The sequence below is a fragment of the Mesorhizobium sp. WSM4310 genome, assembly GCF_007003935.1.
Taxonomy (GTDB): domain Bacteria; phylum Pseudomonadota; class Alphaproteobacteria; order Rhizobiales; family Rhizobiaceae; genus Mesorhizobium.
The window spans coordinates 1-19980 of sequence record NZ_VFTA01000045.1; the positions used below are offsets into that span (position 1 = coordinate 1).

28 protein-coding genes, 1 tRNA gene and 1 pseudogene are annotated in these 19980 nt (G+C 63.2%); 10 read left to right on the forward strand and 20 right to left on the reverse strand.

Annotated elements, in window-relative coordinates; all coding sequences use genetic code 11:
* The 3 genes and pseudogenes from FJV80_RS30375 to FJV80_RS30385 form a co-directional block, all read right to left on the reverse strand.
* Window positions 1–236 (reverse strand): annotated as a pseudogene (locus FJV80_RS30375) (hypothetical protein); the annotation flags it as partial.
* A 384-nt stretch (window positions 237–620) separates the two neighbouring features.
* Window positions 621–1625 carry an aldo/keto reductase gene (locus FJV80_RS30380; protein WP_142878186.1) on the reverse strand — a complete coding sequence of 335 codons (1005 nt, stop codon included), beginning with the start codon at window positions 1623–1625 and terminating at the stop codon, window positions 621–623.
* 180 nt (window positions 1626–1805) lie between these two features.
* Window positions 1806–2105, reverse strand: coding sequence for a hypothetical protein (locus FJV80_RS30385; protein WP_095773784.1), 300 nt, complete (start codon window positions 2103–2105; stop codon window positions 1806–1808).
* A gap of 272 nt (window positions 2106–2377) precedes the next feature.
* Between FJV80_RS30385 and FJV80_RS30390 the strand changes: the two genes are divergently transcribed.
* Both FJV80_RS30390 and FJV80_RS30395 read left to right on the forward strand, forming a co-directional pair.
* The gene (locus FJV80_RS30390; protein ID WP_095773785.1) at window positions 2378–2617 is read left to right on the forward strand and encodes a hypothetical protein; all 240 of its coding nucleotides are present in this window, start codon (window positions 2378–2380) and stop codon (window positions 2615–2617) included.
* A 76-nt stretch (window positions 2618–2693) separates the two neighbouring features.
* Window positions 2694–3887 (forward strand): PAS domain S-box protein, encoded by a 1194-nt coding sequence (locus tag FJV80_RS30395; protein WP_185975290.1) that lies wholly within the window; start codon window positions 2694–2696, stop codon window positions 3885–3887.
* Between the two features lie 194 nt (window positions 3888–4081).
* Here FJV80_RS30395 and FJV80_RS30400 read toward each other — a convergent pair whose 3' ends face one another.
* The 8 genes from FJV80_RS30400 to FJV80_RS30430 form a co-directional block, all read right to left on the reverse strand.
* Window positions 4082–4315: a DUF378 domain-containing protein gene (locus FJV80_RS30400; protein WP_019859308.1), complete on the reverse strand. Its 234-nt coding sequence runs from the start codon at window positions 4313–4315 to the stop codon at window positions 4082–4084.
* Between the two features lie 119 nt (window positions 4316–4434).
* On the reverse strand, window positions 4435–4680 hold the full coding sequence (locus tag FJV80_RS30405; RefSeq protein ID WP_095773787.1) for a DUF982 domain-containing protein: 246 nt from the start codon (window positions 4678–4680) through the stop codon (window positions 4435–4437).
* Between the two features lie 1095 nt (window positions 4681–5775).
* Window positions 5776–6177, reverse strand: coding sequence for a type II toxin-antitoxin system HicB family antitoxin (locus tag FJV80_RS30410; protein WP_142878187.1), 402 nt, complete (start codon window positions 6175–6177; stop codon window positions 5776–5778).
* A gap of 6 nt (window positions 6178–6183) precedes the next feature.
* Window positions 6184–6372, reverse strand: coding sequence for a type II toxin-antitoxin system HicA family toxin (locus tag FJV80_RS30415; RefSeq protein WP_095773789.1), 189 nt, complete (start codon window positions 6370–6372; stop codon window positions 6184–6186).
* 94 nt (window positions 6373–6466) lie between these two features.
* Window positions 6467–6619 carry a hypothetical protein gene (locus FJV80_RS34750; RefSeq protein ID WP_185973437.1) on the reverse strand — a complete coding sequence of 51 codons (153 nt, stop codon included), beginning with the start codon at window positions 6617–6619 and terminating at the stop codon, window positions 6467–6469.
* A 146-nt stretch (window positions 6620–6765) separates the two neighbouring features.
* Window positions 6766–6839, reverse strand: a tRNA-Gln gene (locus FJV80_RS30420).
* Window positions 6840–6876: 37 nt separating this feature from the next.
* On the reverse strand, window positions 6877–7173 hold the full coding sequence (locus FJV80_RS30425; RefSeq protein WP_095773790.1) for a hypothetical protein: 297 nt from the start codon (window positions 7171–7173) through the stop codon (window positions 6877–6879).
* A gap of 329 nt (window positions 7174–7502) precedes the next feature.
* Window positions 7503–8405, reverse strand: coding sequence for an alpha/beta hydrolase (locus tag FJV80_RS30430; protein ID WP_142878188.1), 903 nt, complete (start codon window positions 8403–8405; stop codon window positions 7503–7505).
* Between the two features lie 160 nt (window positions 8406–8565).
* On the opposite strand from FJV80_RS30430, the gene FJV80_RS30435 reads away from it, so the two are divergent.
* Complete coding sequence (locus tag FJV80_RS30435; RefSeq protein WP_095773792.1) at window positions 8566–8868, forward strand: hypothetical protein; 303 nt, start codon at window positions 8566–8568, stop codon at window positions 8866–8868.
* A 127-nt stretch (window positions 8869–8995) separates the two neighbouring features.
* Here FJV80_RS30435 and FJV80_RS30440 read toward each other — a convergent pair whose 3' ends face one another.
* From FJV80_RS30440 to FJV80_RS30455, 4 genes are all read right to left on the reverse strand, one after another.
* On the reverse strand, window positions 8996–9241 hold the full coding sequence (locus tag FJV80_RS30440; protein ID WP_095773793.1) for a DUF982 domain-containing protein: 246 nt from the start codon (window positions 9239–9241) through the stop codon (window positions 8996–8998).
* Window positions 9242–9267: 26 nt separating this feature from the next.
* A complete protein-coding gene (locus tag FJV80_RS30445) occupies window positions 9268–9504 on the reverse strand; it encodes a DUF982 domain-containing protein (RefSeq protein ID WP_095773794.1) in 237 nt (78 codons plus the stop codon).
* 109 nt (window positions 9505–9613) lie between these two features.
* Window positions 9614–10075: a GFA family protein gene (locus tag FJV80_RS30450; protein ID WP_095773795.1), complete on the reverse strand. Its 462-nt coding sequence runs from the start codon at window positions 10073–10075 to the stop codon at window positions 9614–9616.
* Window positions 10076–10283: 208 nt separating this feature from the next.
* Entirely contained in the window at window positions 10284–10463 is a 180-nt protein-coding gene (locus tag FJV80_RS30455; RefSeq protein ID WP_010910426.1) for a DUF3606 domain-containing protein, read from the reverse strand.
* A gap of 720 nt (window positions 10464–11183) precedes the next feature.
* Between FJV80_RS30455 and FJV80_RS30460 the strand changes: the two genes are divergently transcribed.
* Window positions 11184–12143, forward strand: coding sequence for a prohibitin family protein (locus FJV80_RS30460; RefSeq protein WP_095773796.1), 960 nt, complete (start codon window positions 11184–11186; stop codon window positions 12141–12143).
* A gap of 57 nt (window positions 12144–12200) precedes the next feature.
* On the opposite strand, the gene FJV80_RS30465 is transcribed toward FJV80_RS30460, so the two are convergent.
* The gene (locus tag FJV80_RS30465; RefSeq protein WP_185975291.1) at window positions 12201–12569 is read right to left on the reverse strand and encodes a VOC family protein; all 369 of its coding nucleotides are present in this window, start codon (window positions 12567–12569) and stop codon (window positions 12201–12203) included.
* Between the two features lie 224 nt (window positions 12570–12793).
* Here FJV80_RS30465 and FJV80_RS30470 point away from each other — a divergent pair, with 224 nt between their 5' ends.
* Window positions 12794–13219 carry a DoxX family protein gene (locus FJV80_RS30470; RefSeq protein ID WP_095773797.1) on the forward strand — a complete coding sequence of 142 codons (426 nt, stop codon included), beginning with the start codon at window positions 12794–12796 and terminating at the stop codon, window positions 13217–13219.
* A gap of 59 nt (window positions 13220–13278) precedes the next feature.
* Here the strand turns inward: FJV80_RS30470 and FJV80_RS30475 are convergent, their stop codons facing one another.
* On the reverse strand, window positions 13279–13584 hold the full coding sequence (locus tag FJV80_RS30475; protein WP_010910423.1) for a hypothetical protein: 306 nt from the start codon (window positions 13582–13584) through the stop codon (window positions 13279–13281).
* Window positions 13585–13699: 115 nt separating this feature from the next.
* Complete coding sequence (locus FJV80_RS30480) at window positions 13700–13969, reverse strand: hypothetical protein (protein WP_095790724.1); 270 nt, start codon at window positions 13967–13969, stop codon at window positions 13700–13702.
* A gap of 335 nt (window positions 13970–14304) precedes the next feature.
* Here FJV80_RS30480 and FJV80_RS30485 point away from each other — a divergent pair, with 335 nt between their 5' ends.
* On the forward strand, window positions 14305–14718 hold the full coding sequence (locus tag FJV80_RS30485; RefSeq protein WP_142878189.1) for a hypothetical protein: 414 nt from the start codon (window positions 14305–14307) through the stop codon (window positions 14716–14718).
* Window positions 14711–15046: a hypothetical protein gene (locus tag FJV80_RS30490; RefSeq protein ID WP_142878190.1), complete on the forward strand. Its 336-nt coding sequence runs from the start codon at window positions 14711–14713 to the stop codon at window positions 15044–15046. The genes FJV80_RS30485 and FJV80_RS30490 overlap by 8 nt, the downstream gene beginning before the upstream one ends.
* 102 nt (window positions 15047–15148) lie before the next feature.
* Here the strand turns inward: FJV80_RS30490 and FJV80_RS30495 are convergent, their stop codons facing one another.
* A complete protein-coding gene (locus FJV80_RS30495) occupies window positions 15149–15385 on the reverse strand; it encodes a hypothetical protein (protein ID WP_095203861.1) in 237 nt (78 codons plus the stop codon).
* 835 nt (window positions 15386–16220) lie between these two features.
* Here FJV80_RS30495 and FJV80_RS30500 point away from each other — a divergent pair.
* Complete coding sequence (locus FJV80_RS30500) at window positions 16221–16691, forward strand: GNAT family N-acetyltransferase (RefSeq protein ID WP_095773804.1); 471 nt, start codon at window positions 16221–16223, stop codon at window positions 16689–16691.
* 95 nt (window positions 16692–16786) lie between these two features.
* Here the strand turns inward: FJV80_RS30500 and FJV80_RS30505 are convergent, their stop codons facing one another.
* Window positions 16787–17494, reverse strand: coding sequence for a hypothetical protein (locus tag FJV80_RS30505; RefSeq protein ID WP_095787645.1), 708 nt, complete (start codon window positions 17492–17494; stop codon window positions 16787–16789).
* A gap of 197 nt (window positions 17495–17691) precedes the next feature.
* Between FJV80_RS30505 and FJV80_RS30510 the strand changes: the two genes are divergently transcribed.
* Both FJV80_RS30510 and msrA read left to right on the forward strand, forming a co-directional pair.
* Window positions 17692–19239: a glycosyltransferase family 39 protein gene (locus tag FJV80_RS30510; RefSeq protein ID WP_142878191.1), complete on the forward strand. Its 1548-nt coding sequence runs from the start codon at window positions 17692–17694 to the stop codon at window positions 19237–19239.
* Window positions 19240–19413: 174 nt separating this feature from the next.
* The gene (gene msrA, locus FJV80_RS30515; protein ID WP_142878192.1) at window positions 19414–19932 is read left to right on the forward strand and encodes a peptide-methionine (S)-S-oxide reductase MsrA; all 519 of its coding nucleotides are present in this window, start codon (window positions 19414–19416) and stop codon (window positions 19930–19932) included.
* Window positions 19933–19980 lie beyond the last annotated feature (48 nt).

Genomic DNA, 19980 nt, shown 5'->3' on the forward strand with positions numbered 1-19980 from the left:
GCCTGCTCGTCGGTCTTGAGCTTCGGCTTGCCCTGGGCCTGCTGGTCCGTCTGGGCCTTGGCCTTGCCCTGAGCCTGCTCGCCCATCTTCATCTTCGAGCCATTTTGACAGTTGGCCGCGCCGGCCGCGCAATTGGCGTCACCGCCCGACTGAGTTTCAGCCGGCTGTGTCTGAGCCACCGCGGCACCGCATCCGATGCCGAGCGCGAGCATGCTGGTGATCAACATATGCTTCATGGGAGGTCTCCTCGAAAGCATCAGTCCCTTCGCGGGATAAACCTCGACGAAAAAATTTCGTTCCAGGCGAATTGGCAAAAGCGACAGGGCGGAAATTTGAAGGAACAACCCACATCCGAGGGCGTTGCGGCGGGAGCCCGACTTCAGTGATCCAATCCCATCCGGGCCCGCCGCTTCCCCGTGGCGGGCCCTGCCGCTCCGATCTTCGACCGACGGTTTGCGACAGCAGAATGTCTGTCCGGCCATTCCTCGTGGTTCGCGGGCAGCTGCCATCGTCGGGCTGGGAGGCTTTGAGCCATCACCAATGGACTTCAGCGGCAGACTGCCGAGGAGAAAAGCATCCGCTTCCCGTATTCAATGCCGCTTGCGATGAACGCGCTGGAGCTACCGATCGACCATCGCCATGCCGCGCTCGCCATAGCGCGGGCCAGCGATTTTTCCCGGCGCCAGCGCCTCGTCCAGTGCGGCCATTTCGGCGGCGTCGAGTTTCAGCGAGGCGGCGGCGATGTTCTCCTCCAGGTATTTTCTGCGCTTGGTGCCGGGGATCGGCACGATATCGACAGCGAAATCGCCGCCTTTGCCGAGCAGCCAGGCCAGCGCGATCTGTCCTGGCTTGACGCCCCGGGCCGCCGCGATGTCGCGCACCGTGCCGGCCGCATCGACATTGGCGTCGTAATTTTCGCCCTGGTAGCGCGGGTCGTTGCGGCGATAGTCGCCTTCCGGATAATCCTCGGCGCGCTTGACATCGCCGGTGAGGAAGCCGCGGCCGAGCGGCGAGAACGGAACCAGGCCGATGCCGAGTTCCTTGAGCAGCGGGGTGATCTCCGGCTCCAGATTGCGTTCCCACAGCGAATATTCACTCTGCAGCGCCGAGACGGGATAGACGGCATGCGCCCGGCGGATGTTGGCGCTACCTGCCTCCGACAGGCCGAAAAAGCGCACCTTGCCCTCGGCCACAAGCTTGCCGACCGCGCCGGCGACATCCTCCATCGGCACGTCAGGGTCGACGCGGTGCTGGTAGAGCAGGTCGATATGGTCGGTGGCGAGCCGGACGAGCGAGGCTTCCACAACCTCGCGGATATGCTCGGGCCGGCTGTCGACGCCGCTGAGCTGCTTGCCGTTTTCGATGCGGAAGCCGAATTTGGTGGCGATCGTCACCTGGTCGCGCTTGCCCTTCAGCGCCCGGCCGAGAAGTGCCTCGTTGGTGTGCGGGCCATAGACCTCGGCGGTATCCAGGAAGGTGCAGCCAAGTTCGATCGCGCGATGCAGCGTGGCGATGGACTCGGCCTCGTCGGCCGGGCCGTAGGACTGGCTCATGCCCATGCAGCCGAGGCCGATGGCCGAGACTTTCAATCCCTGGCTGCCGAGTTTTCGTGTCGCGAGGGTCATGGCTGCGCTGCTCCGGTTGGGGTTTGCAGCACCATATAGAGCACGCGCCCAATTCCCATAGGTGTGCAGCGCTGTCTCAACCGACTGTGATCAAGGGTGCCGGGCGCCAGGCAGGCCCAGGCCGGAGCCAGTCCGGATGTTGGAAGCGACGCCGCGACCGGGCGCGGCGTCAGGGCGACATCACTGGATCGAGGCCGGCTGCGAAAGAACGAGGGGGCTGATCGCCCGTTCCTCACCCTCGACGTTTCCAGACAGCGCCAACCCGCTGCTCATGGAGTCGAATTCGATTGCCGCGCCAAGCAGTTGGGCAGCCCGCAGGACCAGATATTCAATGTCCTCGAGGGCGACATTCTCGGCCAGATTCATGATCCTGACCTGCTCGGCCGTCACCGTGATGTTGACGATGCCGGCCGTCTTGAATGCCCTCTCGACCGCTGCATTGACGTCATCGTGCAAGCGCATGGAGTAATCGTAGCGCATCGAAACCTCCCAAAGGGAACGGTTTTCTGTTCAGGTTGAAGCATGCGCTCGGGGTATCGGTCTGGCAAGTGAAATCTGAAAATATACAAATAAAATCAGTTGGTTAGTTAAATTACAGGAATGCGTATCAGGCGTTCGATGAGCATCATGCGTTTGATGTGCGGAGGCCTCACTGGCCGGTCTTGACGCATAATGGGGGTTACCATACTTATAAGCTGAATGAGCTAGATGCTAACTCACCGTGTTTTTAGTCCTGAGCGAGGAGCGCGCACATGGCTGAACTGGAACGTCCGGAACGGCTGCAGATCATGCTCACCACGGACGAATTGGCGGCGCTGGAAAACTGGCGCTTCGAAAAGCGCATGCCGAGCCGCTCGGCAGCGGTGCGGGAGCTGCTGCGGCGCGGCCTTTCCTCGGACGGGTTCCTGACGGCCGAGCAGGGGGTCAAGTCGCAGGAGTTCGGCGTGCTGCCCGACGGCGACGGCAAGACGGGCGATCGGCCGTCGGAGTGACGCTGGCTTCATCCGTGGCGCGCCGCATGCGAATTGCGGCCGGGGAGATTGTCTTGATCCGCTCGCGCACTACCTCATGCCGATGAGCGAAATCGTGGCGGCGACGGCGGACATCGCAACAAACAACCAGAAACAGGACGCGACTGCCGACGCACGCCTCGCGGCCATCGTCGATTCCTCTTTCGATGCCATCATCAGCAAGGATTTGACCAGCATCATCACGAGCTGGAACCTGGCGGCCGAACGCATGTTCGGCTACACCGCCGAGGAAGCCGTCGGCCAGTCGATCCTCATGCTCATCCCCGATCACCTCAAGAGCGAGGAGACTGAGATCATCAGCAGGGTTCGCAGTGGCCAACGCGTGGCGAGTTATGAGACGACGCGGAGGCGCAAGGACGGCGCGCTTATCTCCGTCTCGCTGACGGTTTCGCCGATCAGGAACGCCAATGGCGAGATCGTCGGCGCCTCCAAGATCGCCCGCGACATTTCCTCCGCAAAGGAGAGTGAGCGCCGGATCAGGCTGCTGATGCGGGAGGTCAACCATCGCGTCAAGAACCAGTTCGCGGTCATCCTGTCGATGGTCAGGGAGACGAGCAGGCGCTCGAGCGACCCGCAGGAGTTCGAGGAACTGATCCGCGCCCGCATCATGGCGCTTTCGCGTTCGCATGATCTGCTCGTCACCTCGGAGTGGGCCGGCGCCAGCCTGTTCGACCTGATCCAGGAACATCTGAAACCTTTCGGCCGCGAGGAGCAGATCCTGCTCTCCGGCCCGGTCCTGACGCTGCAGTCGAATGCGGTGCAGAATCTCGGCATGGCTTTCCACGAGCTCGGCACGAATTCCTCCAAATATGGCGCGCTGGGCAGCGAAGACGGCAAGGTCGAGATCACCTGGACAATCGGCTCAAGCGACCAAGGCTCCGGCACCCAGGGCTCCGGCACCCAGGACTTGGGCGCCAAGGACTTGGGTGCCAAGGAATTGGGTGCCAGTGACTTGGGCACCAAGAGTGTCGGTGCATCGGACGGACGCGACTTCCAGCTGCTCTGGACCGAGACGTCCATGCCCCGTCCGGAGCGCGAGGAGAGCGCGCGCAAGGGGTTCGGCACCGTTGTCCTGCAGCGGGTGGCGCCGCAGTCGCTGGGCGGTTCGGCTCAACTGGAGCGCTCGCCCGGCCGTCTCAGCTGGCGGCTCAGTGCGCCTCTGGCATCGATCATCGTGCCGCAAGCCGGTGTCGAAGCCGACGACGGCGCAGCGCAGGGTTTCGGCATCTGAACGTCCCGTATCCCCCGTAAGAGGAGATTGGCGTCGTCTCTCCGTCAGGCAACGGCAGGGTTTTGACTGCCACTGCCATCGCGGCACTGTTCAAGATCAGCGACAATCAGGCGATGCGCCTGGAACTGCCCGCCAAAGGCCGTCGTGCCCAACCGGGACGGGACGGCAGGTTTTCCGCCGCCCCGGCTTGCCGGTCACCGGTGATGCGGGAGATGCCTTTCGGCATCGACTTCCCCAACGGTGAAGCTCTGGAAGCCCGGCATGAGCTGCCAAATGGCTGCAAGGCCTATGATCAGATAGGCCAGGCGGGCCAGCATGGCGCCACCAAGGACCGTGCCGATTACGTCATAGCCGGTCACCCCCATGGACAGCCAGTTGAGACCGCCAAGGATGATGAGGGCGAGAGTGACGAGGTTCATGATGCGCATAAACGCCTCCTGATGTTGCCTGACGAAAAGACGTCCGTAAAAAAACGCTTGCGGTTTCAGACGGTTCCGTCGATCACGAAATTGTGAATGAGGGTTGCGATCCGTGAATACGGCGCGGCCTACTCGACCAGTATATGCGCCTCACGCGCGGCCTCGACCAAAGCCTCCCTGGCGATATCGGGAGGCACGTCGCCGCTCGTCGCGCGGCGGCAGGCGCGTAGCGCGGACTGATGTTTCAGGCTGCCGGCGTCGCGCCAATGTGTCGTCAACAATTCGATCGCCTGTTGTGTATTGGACAAGTGGCGGGTGGCGCCGGCCACACCGACCGAAACGACCACGGGCTTGGAGAACCACGCAGGTTGCATTGGAACCTCGACAAGGTTGCAGGCGAAAAACGCGCATGTCGGCGCAAAGTTTCACCGGCTCCAATCACTGTCGCGTGAGGCTGGGCTGTGGCGGCACCTTCGAATGTTCGCTCGGGATATGCACGTGGCGCAAGACCTGAGGGTTCTGCGGGCTCCCCCGATCGAAAGCGGAACGCGTTCCCCGATCCGCGGCACTGCCTTGGCGTCGGTGGCGCACCGGAAAGCACGCGCGGTAACTGTTGATTCAACCATTGCTGGTATTTTGTATGGTGTGGTAGCGGCTCCGGCAGTGCAACAGGGGCCGGGTTGCCGGAGCCGCCTACGCGGTCCGGTTGGGGTTTGACCGCGCTGTTCCAAAATAGGACAGCGCGGTCAACGATTCGTTAAAATCCAAGATGGCTAATTAAGTTTGCGCTAATTGAATGGCGATTTTAGCGCGACGGGAAACCGGCATTCGACGGGCTGATGGAACATTAGTCGTTTCTAATTGTTTGTGTTTTGTCGGCAGGGCGGGGGCATTCCCTGCCGAAGATCGGGTTTCCGATCGGCCCGCGCGCCTCTGGCCGAGAGCGCGGGCTTTTATCCCTCAGGCGGCCCGGTACACCTCTGGTTGGGGTAAGCAGCGCACCGGGCCTAACCGGCCTGGGGCGGCTGCCGGCTGGCTATGTATGCGGCACGACCAATCCAACTGAAGCATTCAAATGAAGGAATGTATATCGCGATTGGATAAATTAACGGAACGTCCAATGGACGATACCGGAACCAAAGCGGTTACATCAGACCTTTGCGCGAGGGCCATGGGACCTTGGTCCCCACGGCAAAGCCCGCCACGGGAGCGACCCGCAGCAGGCTTTCGCAGTGGCTATGTCCCGAAGGAATCGACCGCTTGTGATTGCACTGTGACCCACATGGCCGCGTTGGCCTATGGTGTGATCGCGGAAGGCAGCTCGGGGCTCGCCCACAAACACGGATTTTGCGCTCCCCGATCAGGGGCCGCAAGGTGCGGCTGCACCTTGCGTTGCCGCCGCCGCCGGAGATCGTGCCATCTTGCCGAAGCGCTGGAGGCGTCGCTGCGGGAAAGCGTCTCGCGATCCTTTAGGCCGCCTCAAGCTCCATGGCCCTTTGAGCTGCCTTCGCGATAAAGCCGGATCGGGTATAGCCGTGCGCCTCAGCAAAGGCATCAATCCGGCGCAGGACATCTTCAGGGAGCGTGACGTTCACCCGGACAGCTTTTTTGGCCTCGGTCTTCACCGCTACCAAGATTGCAACGCCGTCTCGATTGGTGGCGTCGGCCATGACATCTTCCAGGCTGGAAGGTTCTGGAATCGCCTCGCCATCTTCCACAAGCCCTTCGATGTGGAAGGCAAGCGCTTCCTCCGCCATAGCGCGAGCGTCATCTAGATCGGCGCCGGCCGTGACAACGCCGGGAAAATCGGGAAAGGACACGCCGAAGTCGCTGTCGGCGTCCTTATGGATCAGTCCGATATACTGCTTCATGTCTCTCTACCTCAGTTTCAGACCGGACTGACGTTCAATGCTCCGCAAAGTTCCCAAAGGGATATCCCTTTTGGGGTGCGGGACCGTGACCCTGCCGGCTTTCTTCTTGTGTTTGAATTGTGCATGACTGCCCTTTCGAGCGACTTCGTACCAACCGTCGGCCTCCAAGGCCTTGATAACGTCCGCACTTTTCATGTGTATAAATACACACTGGCTGCGAAAGATGCAACAAAAAGAAAGTCAGCCTTTCAAACCGTTGCCTTAGATCGACGCATCATAGGCGTCGAACTCAGCCAGAACCGGCGCCGGCCGCGCCAATGCGGCTGGGGAAGCCGTTTGCGCGGTTGTCGAGCCACCGGTCTAGGGTGGTGTCGCAAATCCCGTAGCGTCGACAAACTGCAGGCGTATCGATCTCGCGCCGCGGCTTCATGATCCAGGACATCAAGTTTCCGAAGATGACGGAACAGGTTTGAGTTGGTCGTGTCCAAATGCTCGCGCCCTGCAGGCCAGCGTTCGCCTGATACGGACACGTTTATCGCTGGATATCAGACGATTTCGGTCGAGACCGCACCAAACCATTGACAAGATTGGTTCCCGCTCATGGGCTCGAACCACGATTCACGCCTTCAAAGGGCGCTGTCCTACCATTAGACGAAGCGGGAGAAGCTCCGATGCTTATGCCGTCAGGACGGCGAGGCGTCAATTCGGGAAGTTGTCGACCGGCTCTTCGCAGCGATAGACCGGGCAGTGCCCGTCGCGCGCCGGGATATAGGCCGACATCGGCACTTCCGGCCAGTCGCATTCATTGCCGAACTGCCTGACATAGCGGTCATAGGTGTCCGGTCCCGTGGTCAACACCACGGCGCGACGGCTCTGGATCATCGCCCGGATCTCGGCGCAGCTCATACCGCGGCTGTCGGGGCGGGCCTCGGCCAGGCTGGTCGCGGCGAGCACGGAGCCCAAGGTGATCAACAGGACAGGCAGGCGAGCGGGCATGGCGGCTTCTCTTTTGTTCGGGTGCTGCATTGTCCCATAAAACCCATCATGTGTCCGCCCGTTCCGCGACGGGCCGCGTATTGCGCGGGGCAAGACGCGGCGCGAGGCCACCCGCGCAAATCAGGCATCGCGCATTGCTGGTCATGGATGGCAGGAAGCCCTACGAAACGCCGCAATGGTGGCCCGGAACGAGGGTCCCGAAGCCATGCTGTTCCTTCCGCGGCGGACGCGACCACTGCTTTGAGGCGTGCCCGCAAAGGACCGATCCGCCTGCTGCCCCATCGCACGATGCGGAGAACCGTGCTGGCGCCTCCGGCAAGGTTGACCCCCTAGGCGCCACCCGGTTCGCCGAAGAAGTCCGCCAATGCCCGAGCGGTCTGTTGCGGCGCCTCCTCGGGGAAGAAATGACCGCCGGGCATGGCCCGTCCGCGGACGTCATCGGCCCAGCCTCGCCAAAGAGCCAGCGGCCCGCCGTCGCCCGCGTACCAGTCGGCAAGCGCACCTTGCCCGCTCCACAGCGCCAGCACCGGACAGCGGATACGCCGGCCGGCGGCCTTGTCGGCATGGTCATGCTCGCGGTCAAGCGTCGATGCCGCGCGGTATTCCTCGCAGATGGCGTGGATGTGGGCGGGATCGCGCAAGGCATCGATGTAAGCCTGGCGGACCTCGGGCGGAAACGTTGACGGCGACGACCCCCAGCCGCCGAGCGCGTTGTCGACGACCGCCTCGGCGGATCCCCGCAGCATCAACTCCGGCAAGGGCTCGGGCTGCGCCAGCAGTGACCAGGGCCAATAGCCCTGTGCCAGCCTGGCGTCGGCCCGATCCCATGCGTCGGCCGTTGCGACGATGTCCAGAACCGCAAGCTTTTCAACGCGGCCGGGATGATCGAGGGCCATGCGGTACGCCACCCGCCCACCGCGATCATGGCCGGCGACCATGAAGCTGCCGAAGCCGAGTTTGGCCATCAGGGCCGCCATGTCGGCGGCCATGGTCCGTTTGGCATAAGAGGCGTGAGCGCTGTCGGACGACGGGCACGCGCTGGCGCCATAGCCGCGCAGGTCGGCGCAGATGACGGTAAACCGCTCGGCCAAGGCCGGCGCCACGTCGCGCCACATCAGATGGGTCTGCGGAAAACCGTGCAGGAGCAGCAGCGCCGGACCGTTGCCCGCACGGCGGAAAAATATGCCGGCATCGCCGGCATCGATTTTTATCGACTGAAAATTGCCGAACATGGTGGTGCCTCCTTGCCGGCAACGGCCGGAGGCCCGGTTTGGTTGCGGGCGGTCGCGTCGGAGCGCCGACCTTTGTTCGCCAACCTTTCGGGCGGTTGGGCGTTGTCCCTGCGAGGCAGGCTGCCGCCGCGGGCGGCCGTCAAAGCAAAAGGAGGCTCAGATGAAAAAACCTCTGGCCATCGCGTCGCTGTTGCTGGCCTTGGCCGTGCCGGCGGCGGCACAGACGGATCAGCAGCAGGGCACCAACAACCCGACTCCGCAGGCCGACAAATGCCGGGTCGAGCCGGATCAAGGCAAGCAGCAGCCAGGTGGCGGCAATCTGAGCGAAAAGCTCAATGATTGCGGCGGGGTGCTGAAGCCGCCGGCCACCGGCGACCAGGGCATGGCGACACCGGCGCCCGACGTGGGCAAGACACCGGTGATCAAGCCGGGCCAGGTGCCGGCTCAGCCGCAGGCCAAGTAGAAAGCCAGGCGCCGAAGAATTTTGGGTTCGAAACCTCTCATCCGATCGTGGATGGCGATCTGCTCCGCAAAAATAGGTATCGGCAGCAACAGAAAAGCAGGCGAGGGGCACCGCCTGCATTTCTGGGTTAGCGAACCAGCACGCCGGCATGATCGCACAGCGCCGTAAAGGCTTCCTGCGCCTGCGCCGTGCCGTCCTTGTTTTCCAGCGCCGCTTCGACCTTTGCGCGCGCGGCCTGGTAGAAGGGACCGCGGCTGGCTTGCGGCCAGTCGATCAGGACTTCACTGGCGTCCTGAAGGGTCGCCACCTCACGGATTGTGTCCGAGCCATGCGGCTTGATCCGCACCGGTGTCGTCAGCATCACATCGGCCATTGCTCTTCCCGCCTCTGGTTTTTCCACTATTGGAGGATGCGGGCTTCGCGCGCGGCGTCGATCATCGCCCGCATCGCCTTTTCCGGCGGTGTCCAGCCGTCCAGCGCATCGCGACAGCAGCGCAGCGCCGCCTGATATCGCCGGCCTCGGCCGGCAGGCCAGTCGCCCAGGCATTCCAGGCCCTCCCAGGCGCTACGCACGATGCGTTCACGCTCGGGGGCGAATTTCAGGCGGATCGGTCGGGGAAAAATCTTGTCGTTCAACTGACGTCTCCGTGGCATGTCGCCCGACACTGACCGCGGTTGTGGACAACGGCACTTGTGAGGGGCGCCGGATAACGTCGTCGACAAGGGAGGGTTCCAGGCCCGAAGATCAATTTTCAGTCTGCGCGACGGCGTCGGACAAAGGCCTCGGTGGCGGCGGAGCGGCGTCTTCGGGCGCCGGCCCGTCAAAGGGCCGGTCATGCTCGAATTGTTCGGTGCCGGGCAAGGCATGCAGCCAGGTCTCGCGGCGGCTGATCCACAATTCATATTGCGGCTCCAGGTCGGTCGGCGCGACGTCGAGGCTGCCGAGCATCACCTCGACTTCACCGTCGCCGACCCAGGCGACGCGGCTGCCGCAGGTCGGGCAGAAGCTGCGCGTGCCGTAGGAGGCGACTTCGCCCGATGTCTCGAAGGCGTCGCGCGGCCATATCGCAAAGGCCGAATAGGCCGAGCCGCTGGCCTTGCGGCAGTCCTTGCAGTGGCAAAGGCCGACGCGTGTCGGCTGGCCGATGATGACGAAATGCACGCCGCCGCACAGGCAACTGCCGGTTCTGCGTGTGGTGTCGGACATGATCGCGGCCCTCCCTCGGTCTGGCTTTCGTCAGTCTGGCACGCCAAGGGCCGGGCGGAACAGATGCTGGCCATTTCGTTGGCCAGAAACCGGGAAAAATCCCGTTCGCACCGCCGACCGGGCTGGTGCTCCCGACCCGGCCGATGCGGCCCGCAACATCCTTCAACGCAATGCCGGCGAAATGGTTGCGGCTCGCGGCCGCCCCCGCCTATCCGCGCGCGGCCATGTGGTTGTCGAGCTTCTTACGCGACGGGCCGTAGCGCTTGATGATGGTCTGGGCTTCGCTCTGCGGGATGCCGTATTTGCGCGCGAAGGCGGCGACCTCGTAGGTCTCCTCGCTCGAAACCAGCTTGCGGTCCTGCTTGATCTTCGTTTTGTCGTCGGGCATGGCGTGCCTCGCTTTCTGTCGGCCGCACGGTCGCGGGGCATCAGTATATAGGATGCCGCGATCAGACATAACAGCGATCGGCGCTGCTGGTTCCAAGGCAGATGGCGGACAGAAGCCTGCCCGACGCGGATCGAGGCTGTCAGGCCGATGCAGGGGCGGGGCCCGCGGCATGGGGATCGGCCTCGCCGCATTCGGCGCAAGCAGCGCTGGCGCCGGGGCAGCCGCGCTGATGCGTGCCGGCGGGACAGCAAAGCCCGTTGGAGCTTGTCCAGCGTGGGCATTGGAAAACCTGCCCGGTGCCGCCACAGCCATTACACTCGAGGACCGGTGACCGGACCAGATAGGACCTCGTCCTGAACCTGACGCTCGCGCCCAAAACTCACCCCCCAAAATGGTTGCACCGGACATGCCTGTACATTAGCCCAAGCTAACAATATCACGTCGCGGGTTACGGACAAGTTTCGGGATCGCTATTTGTTGGTGAAAGCTGGCGCCAAGTGCCAAACGCGTTGGCTGGGTTCAACCGCCTGGCAGCACCATAAATAGGAGCGCCGACGCGGCCGGTCGCGATCGCATCCAGCGGCCCCATACCATCGGCAGGCAAACCGAAATAATCTGATTTCACTGGCGCGGACGGCCGAGGCACTCCACATCTGAGCAATCTTGCCTCCATGATTCCGCGCAATCGTGGGACCGGGCAATGACAACGGGGGGTTGGCAATGACTGACACGCAAGGCAATTCGAACCGTGCCCTCCAGCACGGGGCCGTGGGCTCGCGCTCGATCGGCAGCGGCATCGTCGCGCTGGCCATCGTGCTGGCGCTGATCGGTGCCGTCATGGGGTCCTGGTACACGATCGACCAGGGTGACCGCGGCGTGCTGTTGACCAATGGCGCGTTGAGTTCGGTCGTCGATCCGGGCCTGCATTTCAAACTGCCCTGGTTGCAGAGGGTCGAGAAGATCAGCCTGCGCCAGCAGGTGTTGAAATGGGGCTGCGAGAACCAGAGCGATTGCGGCAATCTGCCGGCCATGCAGGCCTATTCACGTGACCAGCAGCCGGCCGACATGCGCGTCACCGTCAATTTCCACGTGCCGGCGGCCGAGGTCTCGAACGTCTACACCAATTACGGGTCGATCGAGGCGCTGGCCGACCGGGTCATCGCCCGCAAGGCGCCGCAGGAGATCAAGACGGTGTTTGGCCAGTACGACGCCGTGTCGGTGATCCAGAACCGCGCCAAGTTCAACAAGGATGTCGCCGACGCCATCTCGTCGGTGACCGACGGCCCAGTGATGATCGACAGCGTCCAGGTCGAGAACATCGACTTTTCCGACGCCTATGAGCAGGCGGTCGAGGCGCGGATGACGGCGCAGGTGGAAGTGCAGAAGCAGGAACAGAACCTGCAGCAGGAAAAGATCAAGGCCGACATCGCGGTCACCCAGGCCAAGGGCCGTGCCGACAGCGTCAAGGCGGAAGCCGAAGCCAGCGCCTACAAGACCAAGATCGAAGGCGAGGCGACGGCCGAAGCGATCAAGGCGCGCGCCGCAGCGCTCGCCAACAATCCGCTGCTGGTCGAACTGACCAAGGCCGAAAAATGGGACGGGCAGTTGCCGAAGTCGATGATCCCCGGCTCGACGGTGCCGTTCCTCGAACTCAGCACGCCGGCGCCGGTGGCGAACTGAGGTCCAAGCGAGGCAACGAAGAAACCAATGATGATCCCGAACGGGCTTCGGAAGGGATCATGCTCTTGGTTCAAAAAGTTCGACCACGTTGCCGGACGGGTCCTCGCAAAGGATCTGGCGACCGCCGGGGCCATCGACGATCTCGTTGCGGAACGGCACGCCGGCATCGCGCATCTGGGCGGCGAGCGCCGGCAGGTCCTGCACCTCGATGACGATGCGGTTCCAGCCGCCGGGCTGCGGCGTGCGGCCATCCGGCATCGGTCTCGCCGCCGACGCCATCGGGCCGGCGAGCCAGAACGTCAGGTCGTCGCGCTTCAGGATGGCCATCGCCGGGCCGAACTGCTGCCGCAGCGCGAACCCCAGATGGCTGGTGTAAAATTCTATCGCCAACTCGACATCGCTGACGAGATACCGGACCGTCGCCATTGCTGGCTCTCCTCACAAACTGATCACGCCCCCTTTGCGAGGGTAGCTTTCGGGGCAGGTCGCGGCAAGGTTCCCGGCCCGGCGACGGCGCCCGTCCGTCAGCGCCAGACCGGCGACGGCGTCCGTCGCGGCCGCGCTTGCGGACAAAAATTCAGGCCGGTGTCGGAACTGCACGGCGTCGCTCGTCCTTGGGTCGATATCCATTGCAACCCTGGAGAGACAAAATGCCGGACATCACTCAATCGCCGTGGCAGACCGCGGCCCTTCTCATCGCCCGCCTGGTCTTCGCCGCCATGTTCCTGATGGGGGTGGTCTTCAAGTTCATGGACATGGGCGCCACCGCCGGCTACATCGCCGCCGCCGGCTTCCCGTTTCCGCTGTTTCTGGCGTGGTGCGCCGCGATCCTCGAGACGCTGCTGGTGATAGCCTTCCTGACCGGCGCCCTCCTGACCCCGGCGGCGCTGGTCGCGGCAGTCTATGTCACCTTCCTCGGCTTTGCCTTCCACGGCCCGTCGCACTGGGCCTCGAACCAGGCCGAGTTCGGCGCCTTCATGTCGCATTTCCCGTTCGCCGCCGGCCTGCTCTTCGCCGCCGTCCACGGGCCGGGACGGACGCTGGCGCTGAACCTTGGCTGGCCGGGCAAGGCTTGAGACGAGCTACAAGATCGGAGGAGTTCGCCGTTTGCGTGAAACGGTGAACTGCCCGGGCCTCACAGCTGATCGTTATAGGGCTCCTTCATCTGGCCGACCATGCGGGCCAGTTTCGAGAAGGACGGCATGTCGGCCTCCGGCTGGCACTGGTTGGCGAGCTCCAGCAGCCGGATCGGGAAGTTGACGGCGTCGCGGCTCGACGCCGACATGCCATTGGATCGCTCCTCGCCGGTTTCGCTGGCCTCGGCCTTGCGCAGCGCGATGTCGATCTCCTCCGATGTCAGCACCCCCTTGCGAACCAGGACGTGGTTGATCGAGGCGACGGCCATCAGCAGGCCTTCGAGTTGCAGATTGGCGACGTTCATGGGGTTCCCTCCATTGACCAAAGGGGAAACGCTCCAGCGGCGTTTCCGATCCGAAGCCAGGCGCGGAGCCGGTTTCAACCGGGATGCCGGGCAGGCGCCGGCTCGTGCTGCCGGCCTATTCCTGCGTCAGGCGCTCGCCATATTCGCGCCACACCGCCTTGACCTCCATGCTGCCGAGGCGCGGGATCGACGGATCGCCGCAGGTGATGGCGACAGCGCTGATGTCGTAATTGGGGTAGGCGTTGGCGACGAAGCGGATCGCGTCGCCAAGCGAATTCACGCGGATGATCGGATCAGCCTGGCCCTGACCGGTGCTGCGCACACCGGAAACCGTGGCTGGAGCATGCCGCATCCTGAAGACGGATGCCATGGCTGGTCTGTCCATCGCCCTCTCCTGCAAGGCCGTACGACGCGAATCATTCCATGAGCTTCTTCTGATGGTCCCACAGCTGCCGGCTGATGAAAAGCCGGCTATCCGGTTCGGGGTTCGGCGACGGCGCAGAGCTTGATCGAGAAGGAGGCTTGAGAGGCTCCATGATCTAGGAATTTTTTCCTTGACCGGGTGAGGGCAGCCATGCTACATATTTGTCCATGGTGCTGATTTGCGCCAACGACCCGCCGCCGAGGCGGGTTTTGTGTTTCTGGCGCCTTGTCAGCCGATCAGCCGGCCGCCAACTTGTATGCTGGCGGCCGTAGGGCGCGACCTCAGCGGGAAATCCAATGACCCAACGCTACGCCACGATCATCACCGACGATGACGGCCGCGAGATCGTCAGCGCCATCGGCGCGTTCGAGGGCGCGCCGCCGCAGGTGCGGTTGGGGCGGGTCGAGCCGGTGGCATCGGGCGTGCTGATCGGCATGGTGTGGGATGCTGGCTGCGGCTTTGGTTTTCCCCAAGCAGGCATCGGCGGCCACGCCATGGGTCTCGTCCTGGCGCGGCTCAGGGCGCAGGCCAGCGTGGCGAAACGCGCCAGTGCGCCAAAACCTGCCGCGACCGCAAAGCCGAAGCGCGCGAAGAGGGCCAAGGTGGCGAAAAGGAAATCCCGCACCAGGAACCCGGCCAGATCGGTGCCGAAGACCGGCTTGGCTGCTTCCGCAAACGCAGCCAGCACCATGGATCAAGTCGATGGCTGACGAAGCCGCCGCCGGGCCGGCGCGCCGCATGACAAAGCCGGCAAGGCGCAAGCCCGTCGCCAAGCCTGCGTTGGCACGCAAGCCTCGCGCGACGCGGACGAAGAAGACGCTGGGCGACGATTTTCTCGCCGCCGTGCGCGCCGATTTCCGCGCGCATGGCGCCGCCGTCATCGCCGAGGTGCGGGCCGGCAAGCCCGACCAGTATCTGAAGATCGTGCTGTCGGTGCTGCCCAGGGATTTCGATGCCGCCATCAACCATCTGGACGCCTTTTCGGATATTCTGTTCGAGGTGATCGTGCAGAAGTTCAAGTCGGCGACGGAAGACTGAAAGGCCGCCGAAGCGGGCTTTCGCATTTCCGATGGTTGCTTCATGCGGCAGGCTGCACTGCGAGAACGCGCTGATGGCTGCGCAGCCCGATATATGTGCCTCTCAATGGAATCTGGTTTTGAAGACGCGAAAGACCTCGCACCAGAGGCGGAAATCGGCCAGTCGCCCGGCGAAGTGTGCTTCCATGGCGCAGTAGGCCGCTGCGGTCTGCGCTTCCGGCCCATAGAGCTCGATTGCGGCAATTACTGCATCGTTGGGATCGGCGAAATCTGAAAGCCTCAGTGCCGCGCCATTGTCTGTCCGGAGCATCGAGCAACACCTTCTGTTCAGCGCCTTCATGCCGCATATGTGGCGCAAATCATGCCTGCGGCCCAGCGGCTTGGTTGCTAGTGGGGACTGGCAGCGGAAGGCCACTGGGCCTGACCGGCAGGGCCTTGAGATGGCAGCGCCGACTGGTGAAGATATTTGCACCCCTGCTCATATCAGCGAAACGTGCGAACGAAGGAAGGGCGAGGCGCGCTGGCTGCGGCCGGCGGGTTTTTCGACAGCTGCTCGCTCCTTGAAAAACCGCGATTCAATTAGCCTCCGCTGAAATCGCTCCCGAAACCGCCTTTGTTGGGCCGGAATGGGGCACCAATCGAATGATGCGCTGGCCTCCCGTATCATTGCAAAATACATGGCCGGCATCATTGAGGAAACCGAACTGATTTCGATCTCCAGGCAACCATGTTGAGCCAAATCGCTCGTGGATCGCATGTCGCCGGTATTCGGAACGGAAACAGGCTTCGCAGCTTCTATCTGAGCGAAGCTTGTTGAGGCAGGGCCTAATGTTCAGTGACAAGGAAACCCGATTATTAGAGGCTGGGCTGTTCATGGCGGTGCCGCTCTCAATCCTCATCGCGGTCTTGGTGGTTAGCCTTACGTTTGGCTGGTTTGGGTGACGGATTGCACGCGGCGGGGCGCGATCGACGGCCAGTATCTTCACGTTCATTCCTGCCTACGAAGGCTTGCCGTGCGTCCGAGAATTCGCGCCTGACGGCTCGATCGAGCCAATGCCCGCCTCGGCCCGCGCCGAGGCGGGCTTTTTGCGTTTGTGGCGCCCGCCCGGCCACTGCTATATCCCGATGAAAGGTTGCCGAACTCGCGGCGGCGTTGATCCAGCCCGGGGTTACGGATGCAGATTGAACGATATGATGGGGACCGCGAAATATTGCTGCCGCTGTTTGCCCTTGCCGACGATTCCCCCACGCAGGTTTCCAGCTATATCGATGAGGGCGAGGTGCTGGTCGCGCGAGAGGGCAACAGGATCATCGGCCACGTGCAGCTCATCGAGACAGGCGAGGGCGGTGTCTTCGAGCTCAAGAGCCTGGCGGTCCGTCCGGCAAGACAGAGCGAGGGGCTGGGGCGTGCCCTTGTCGCGGCGGCGGTCACCCGCTGCCGCGAGCGTTACGGCCGGCGCCTGATCGTGTCGACCGCGGCGGCCGATATCGGCAATTTGCGATTTTACCAAAGACAGGGCTTTCGAATGTCTCGCATCGTGCAGGATGCCTTCGGGCCATCGACCGGTTACCCCGAAGGCTTGCTTGTGAACGGCATTCCGCTGCGCGACCAGGTGGTTTTCGAACGCGATCTCGGCGCGGATTGAGGGTGAGATCGTCGACCTCGCGCTCCAGCTTTGGGCGCAAACCATCCGATAGCCCGCTCCGGTTCGCCGGGCGGGCTATTTTCGCGTTTCTGGGCCTAGGCGAGGATGTTGACTGCGCGGGCGGCGACCAGTGCGATCGTCAGCAGCGATATCATCGATTCGGCCATCATCAAAAGCTTGGCGCGCTGCGACAGCGGCAAGGTGTCGGTCGGCGAAAATGCCGTCGCATTGGTGAAGGCGAGGAAGAAATAATCGACGAAGCCCGGCAGCCAGTCGCGGATCTCGCGGTCGTTCAAGGTCATTTGCGGGAACAGGAAGTCGGAATGGGCGCGATTGACGAGGCCGCATGTCGGCGGCCCGCCGCGGTCCGTGCTCCAGAACCACAAGGCAAAGACGATGACGTTGGTGACCCAGATGTTGAGCGCGTCGATCAGCAGCGTCTGGCCGCTGGAGCCGGCATGGCCCGCCAGCAGGGCGCGCACCAGGAACACCAGCGAACCACAATTCATGACGCTGACGACGCCGGTCATCACCAGCGCCGTCCTGCGGATGATGACGCGAAACCGGCCGACCAGATACCAGTGCTCCTCCTCGAGCGCTTTCTGGCTGGCGACCTGTGTCCAGGCGGTGGCGACGGACAGGGGCACGAGCAAGGCGGCCTCCAGCGCCGGCGCCAGCCAGCGCGGGCCGAACGAAAGATCGTTGATCACCAGGAGCTGCAAACAGATGATGACGAGGACAGCCGCACGTGCCAGCCAGAAGTCGAGCGCGCGATGGTGGATGACGGCATGGTGGTGACGCATCGATATCAGGGATGTTCAGACAGGACCAAATGGGCGGCTGTTCTGCCGGGGGAGGGCAGCGGAGCGCCGAAATTCCTGCCCAATCTTGGTTTTGCAATGGCTTGCAAGTATACTTTTTTGTAAGCTTTGATTATGGGGACTGTTCGGCAAACCGGACGATGTGATTTAAGCGCCGCATGGTGGGAATAAACGACTCCATGGATGGTTGGGCGCCGGCGGGGCTGACTTCCGCCGGCCTCGACTCGTCATCGGTATGGCCCGGCCTGCTCCGCCATCCCTGGTATTTGCTGGCGCTTTTGTGCCTGGTGCAGATCCTGTGCTGGACGGCGGTGCCGGCACTGATCGATCCCGCCCCGCCCGGCGACGTGGTGGAAGGTTTCATGTGGGGCCGCGAATGGGTGCTGTTGACCTACAAGCACCCACAGCTTCCAGGCTGGCTGCTCGAAACCAGCCATCTTCTGACCGGATCGTTCCGCTGGCCGCAATATCTGGTTGCCCAGCTGACGATCTCGTCGACCTTCGTCCTGGTCTACCTGCTGGCCCGCGACATGCTCGGGCAAAGCCGTGCGCTGGCCGCCGTGCTTTTGATGCCGTCGCTCTATTTCTTCGGCTGGCCGACCCCGCAATTCAATCATGACTACGCGCAGATGCCGTTCTGGGCGGCCATCTGCTGGCTGCTCTGGCGCGCCGGCCGTGGCGGCGGGCCGGGCTGGTGGCTGGCGCTTGGACTGGTGTCGGGCGTCGGGCTCTATGCCAAGTTCTCTACCGGCCTGCTGCTTGCCTTCGGCGCGCTCTGGCTGTTGCGCGACGCACGCGCGCGCAGCCGGCTGGCGACGCCCTGGCCATGGCTTGGCCTTGCCGTTTTTCTCGCCGTTGCCACACCGCTGGCCATCGCGCTCTACCGCATCGATTTCCTGCCGCTGACCTATTTCGCCGCCCGCGACCAATGGGTGGCCGAACACCGGGCGCGCCTTTATTACATAGGTGTCCAGATGGCCGGACTCTCCGGCCTTCTTCTGGTGCTGGCGATATCAGGCCTGCTGCGGCGCTCGCCCGCCCCCGAAGTGCCCGTCGAGCGCAGCATTCTGGTCTATCTCGTGTGGATGGGGCTCGGCCCGGGGACCCTGATCATGGTGGCCTCGTTGTTCATTGGCGCCGGCGAGTCCTGGGGCGCGCCGATGTACAATCTTGTCGGTGTCACGGTGCTGGCCTTCCTCGGCCACCGGCTCGGCGCCATCGAGATGCGAAGGCTGGCGATCTGCGCGTTCCTCTGCATCGTCACCGTGTCGGGCGCCTATGCTGCGCTGCGCTGGACGGGCTGCAATGTGCGGGGGCGCTTGGATGCCGTCTGCTGGCCGGCGGAGCCGATCGCGGACGAGGCCGAGGCGGTCTGGCACGCGGCGGCGCCCGGCCGGCTCGACATTGTCGGCGGCGATACCCAGGTGGCCTTGCTGGCTGGCCTCAATGCCTATGACAAGCCGTCGATCTTCACCGATCTTGACACCCGGTTGGCGCCCTGGATCACCAGGCAGCGCTTGCGCGACCACGGCATGCTGATGGTTTGGCGAGGACATGGCGTGCCGCCGCAGTTGCGGACATGGCTGGGCAACCTCCCGGTCAAGACCGTTCTTTTCAATTGGTCGCGCACGGCGCCGCCTTTGGCAATCAGCTTTGCTGCCATTCCGCCGGGCACGCTCTATCCGCAGCTTGCCGTCGACAGCCCGACCCGGCATCTGCCCAACTGAAACGGTTCGATCCCCGATCGCGTCGTGATATCGTTCGTTCATGGCCGCGTTGTTTCCACGCGACTGGACGAAGCGGACGACAATGCCCATCTATTGGGAAATCCAATTTTGTCTGCGCAATTCCGGGCGGGAAACGCTCGCATGAGCTGGAATTGCTTTTTGAGGAGACGTGACATGGCGACTTCGACCGAACGCGCAGTGCTTGCCGGTGGCTGTTTCTGGGGCATGCAGGATCTGATACGGCGCTATCCCGGCGTCATCTCCACGCGCGTCGGCTATAGTGGCGGCGATGTGGCCAACGCCACCTATCGCAACCACGGCACCCATGCCGAAGCCATCGAGATCAATTTCGATCCGGCAGTGATCAGCTATCGCACGCTGCTGGAGCGCTTTTTCCAGATCCACGACCCGACGACGCGCAACCGCCAGGGCAATGATGTCGGGTTGAGCTACCGTTCGGCGATCTACTATACGAGCGACGAGCAGAAGCTCGTCGCCGAAGATACCATTGCCGATGTCGATGCCTCCGGCCTGTGGCCAGGCAAGGTCGTCACGGAAGTCGCGCCGGCCAGTGCCTTCTGGGATGCCGAGCCCGAGCATCAGGACTATCTGGAGAAATATCCAAACGGCTACACCTGCCACTTCGTCAGGCCGGGCTGGAAGCTGCCGGTTCGCGAGAAGGCCGCATCCTAACGATTGGGCAAAAAGCATCGTTGGGAATGATATCGAAAAGCCGCCGGA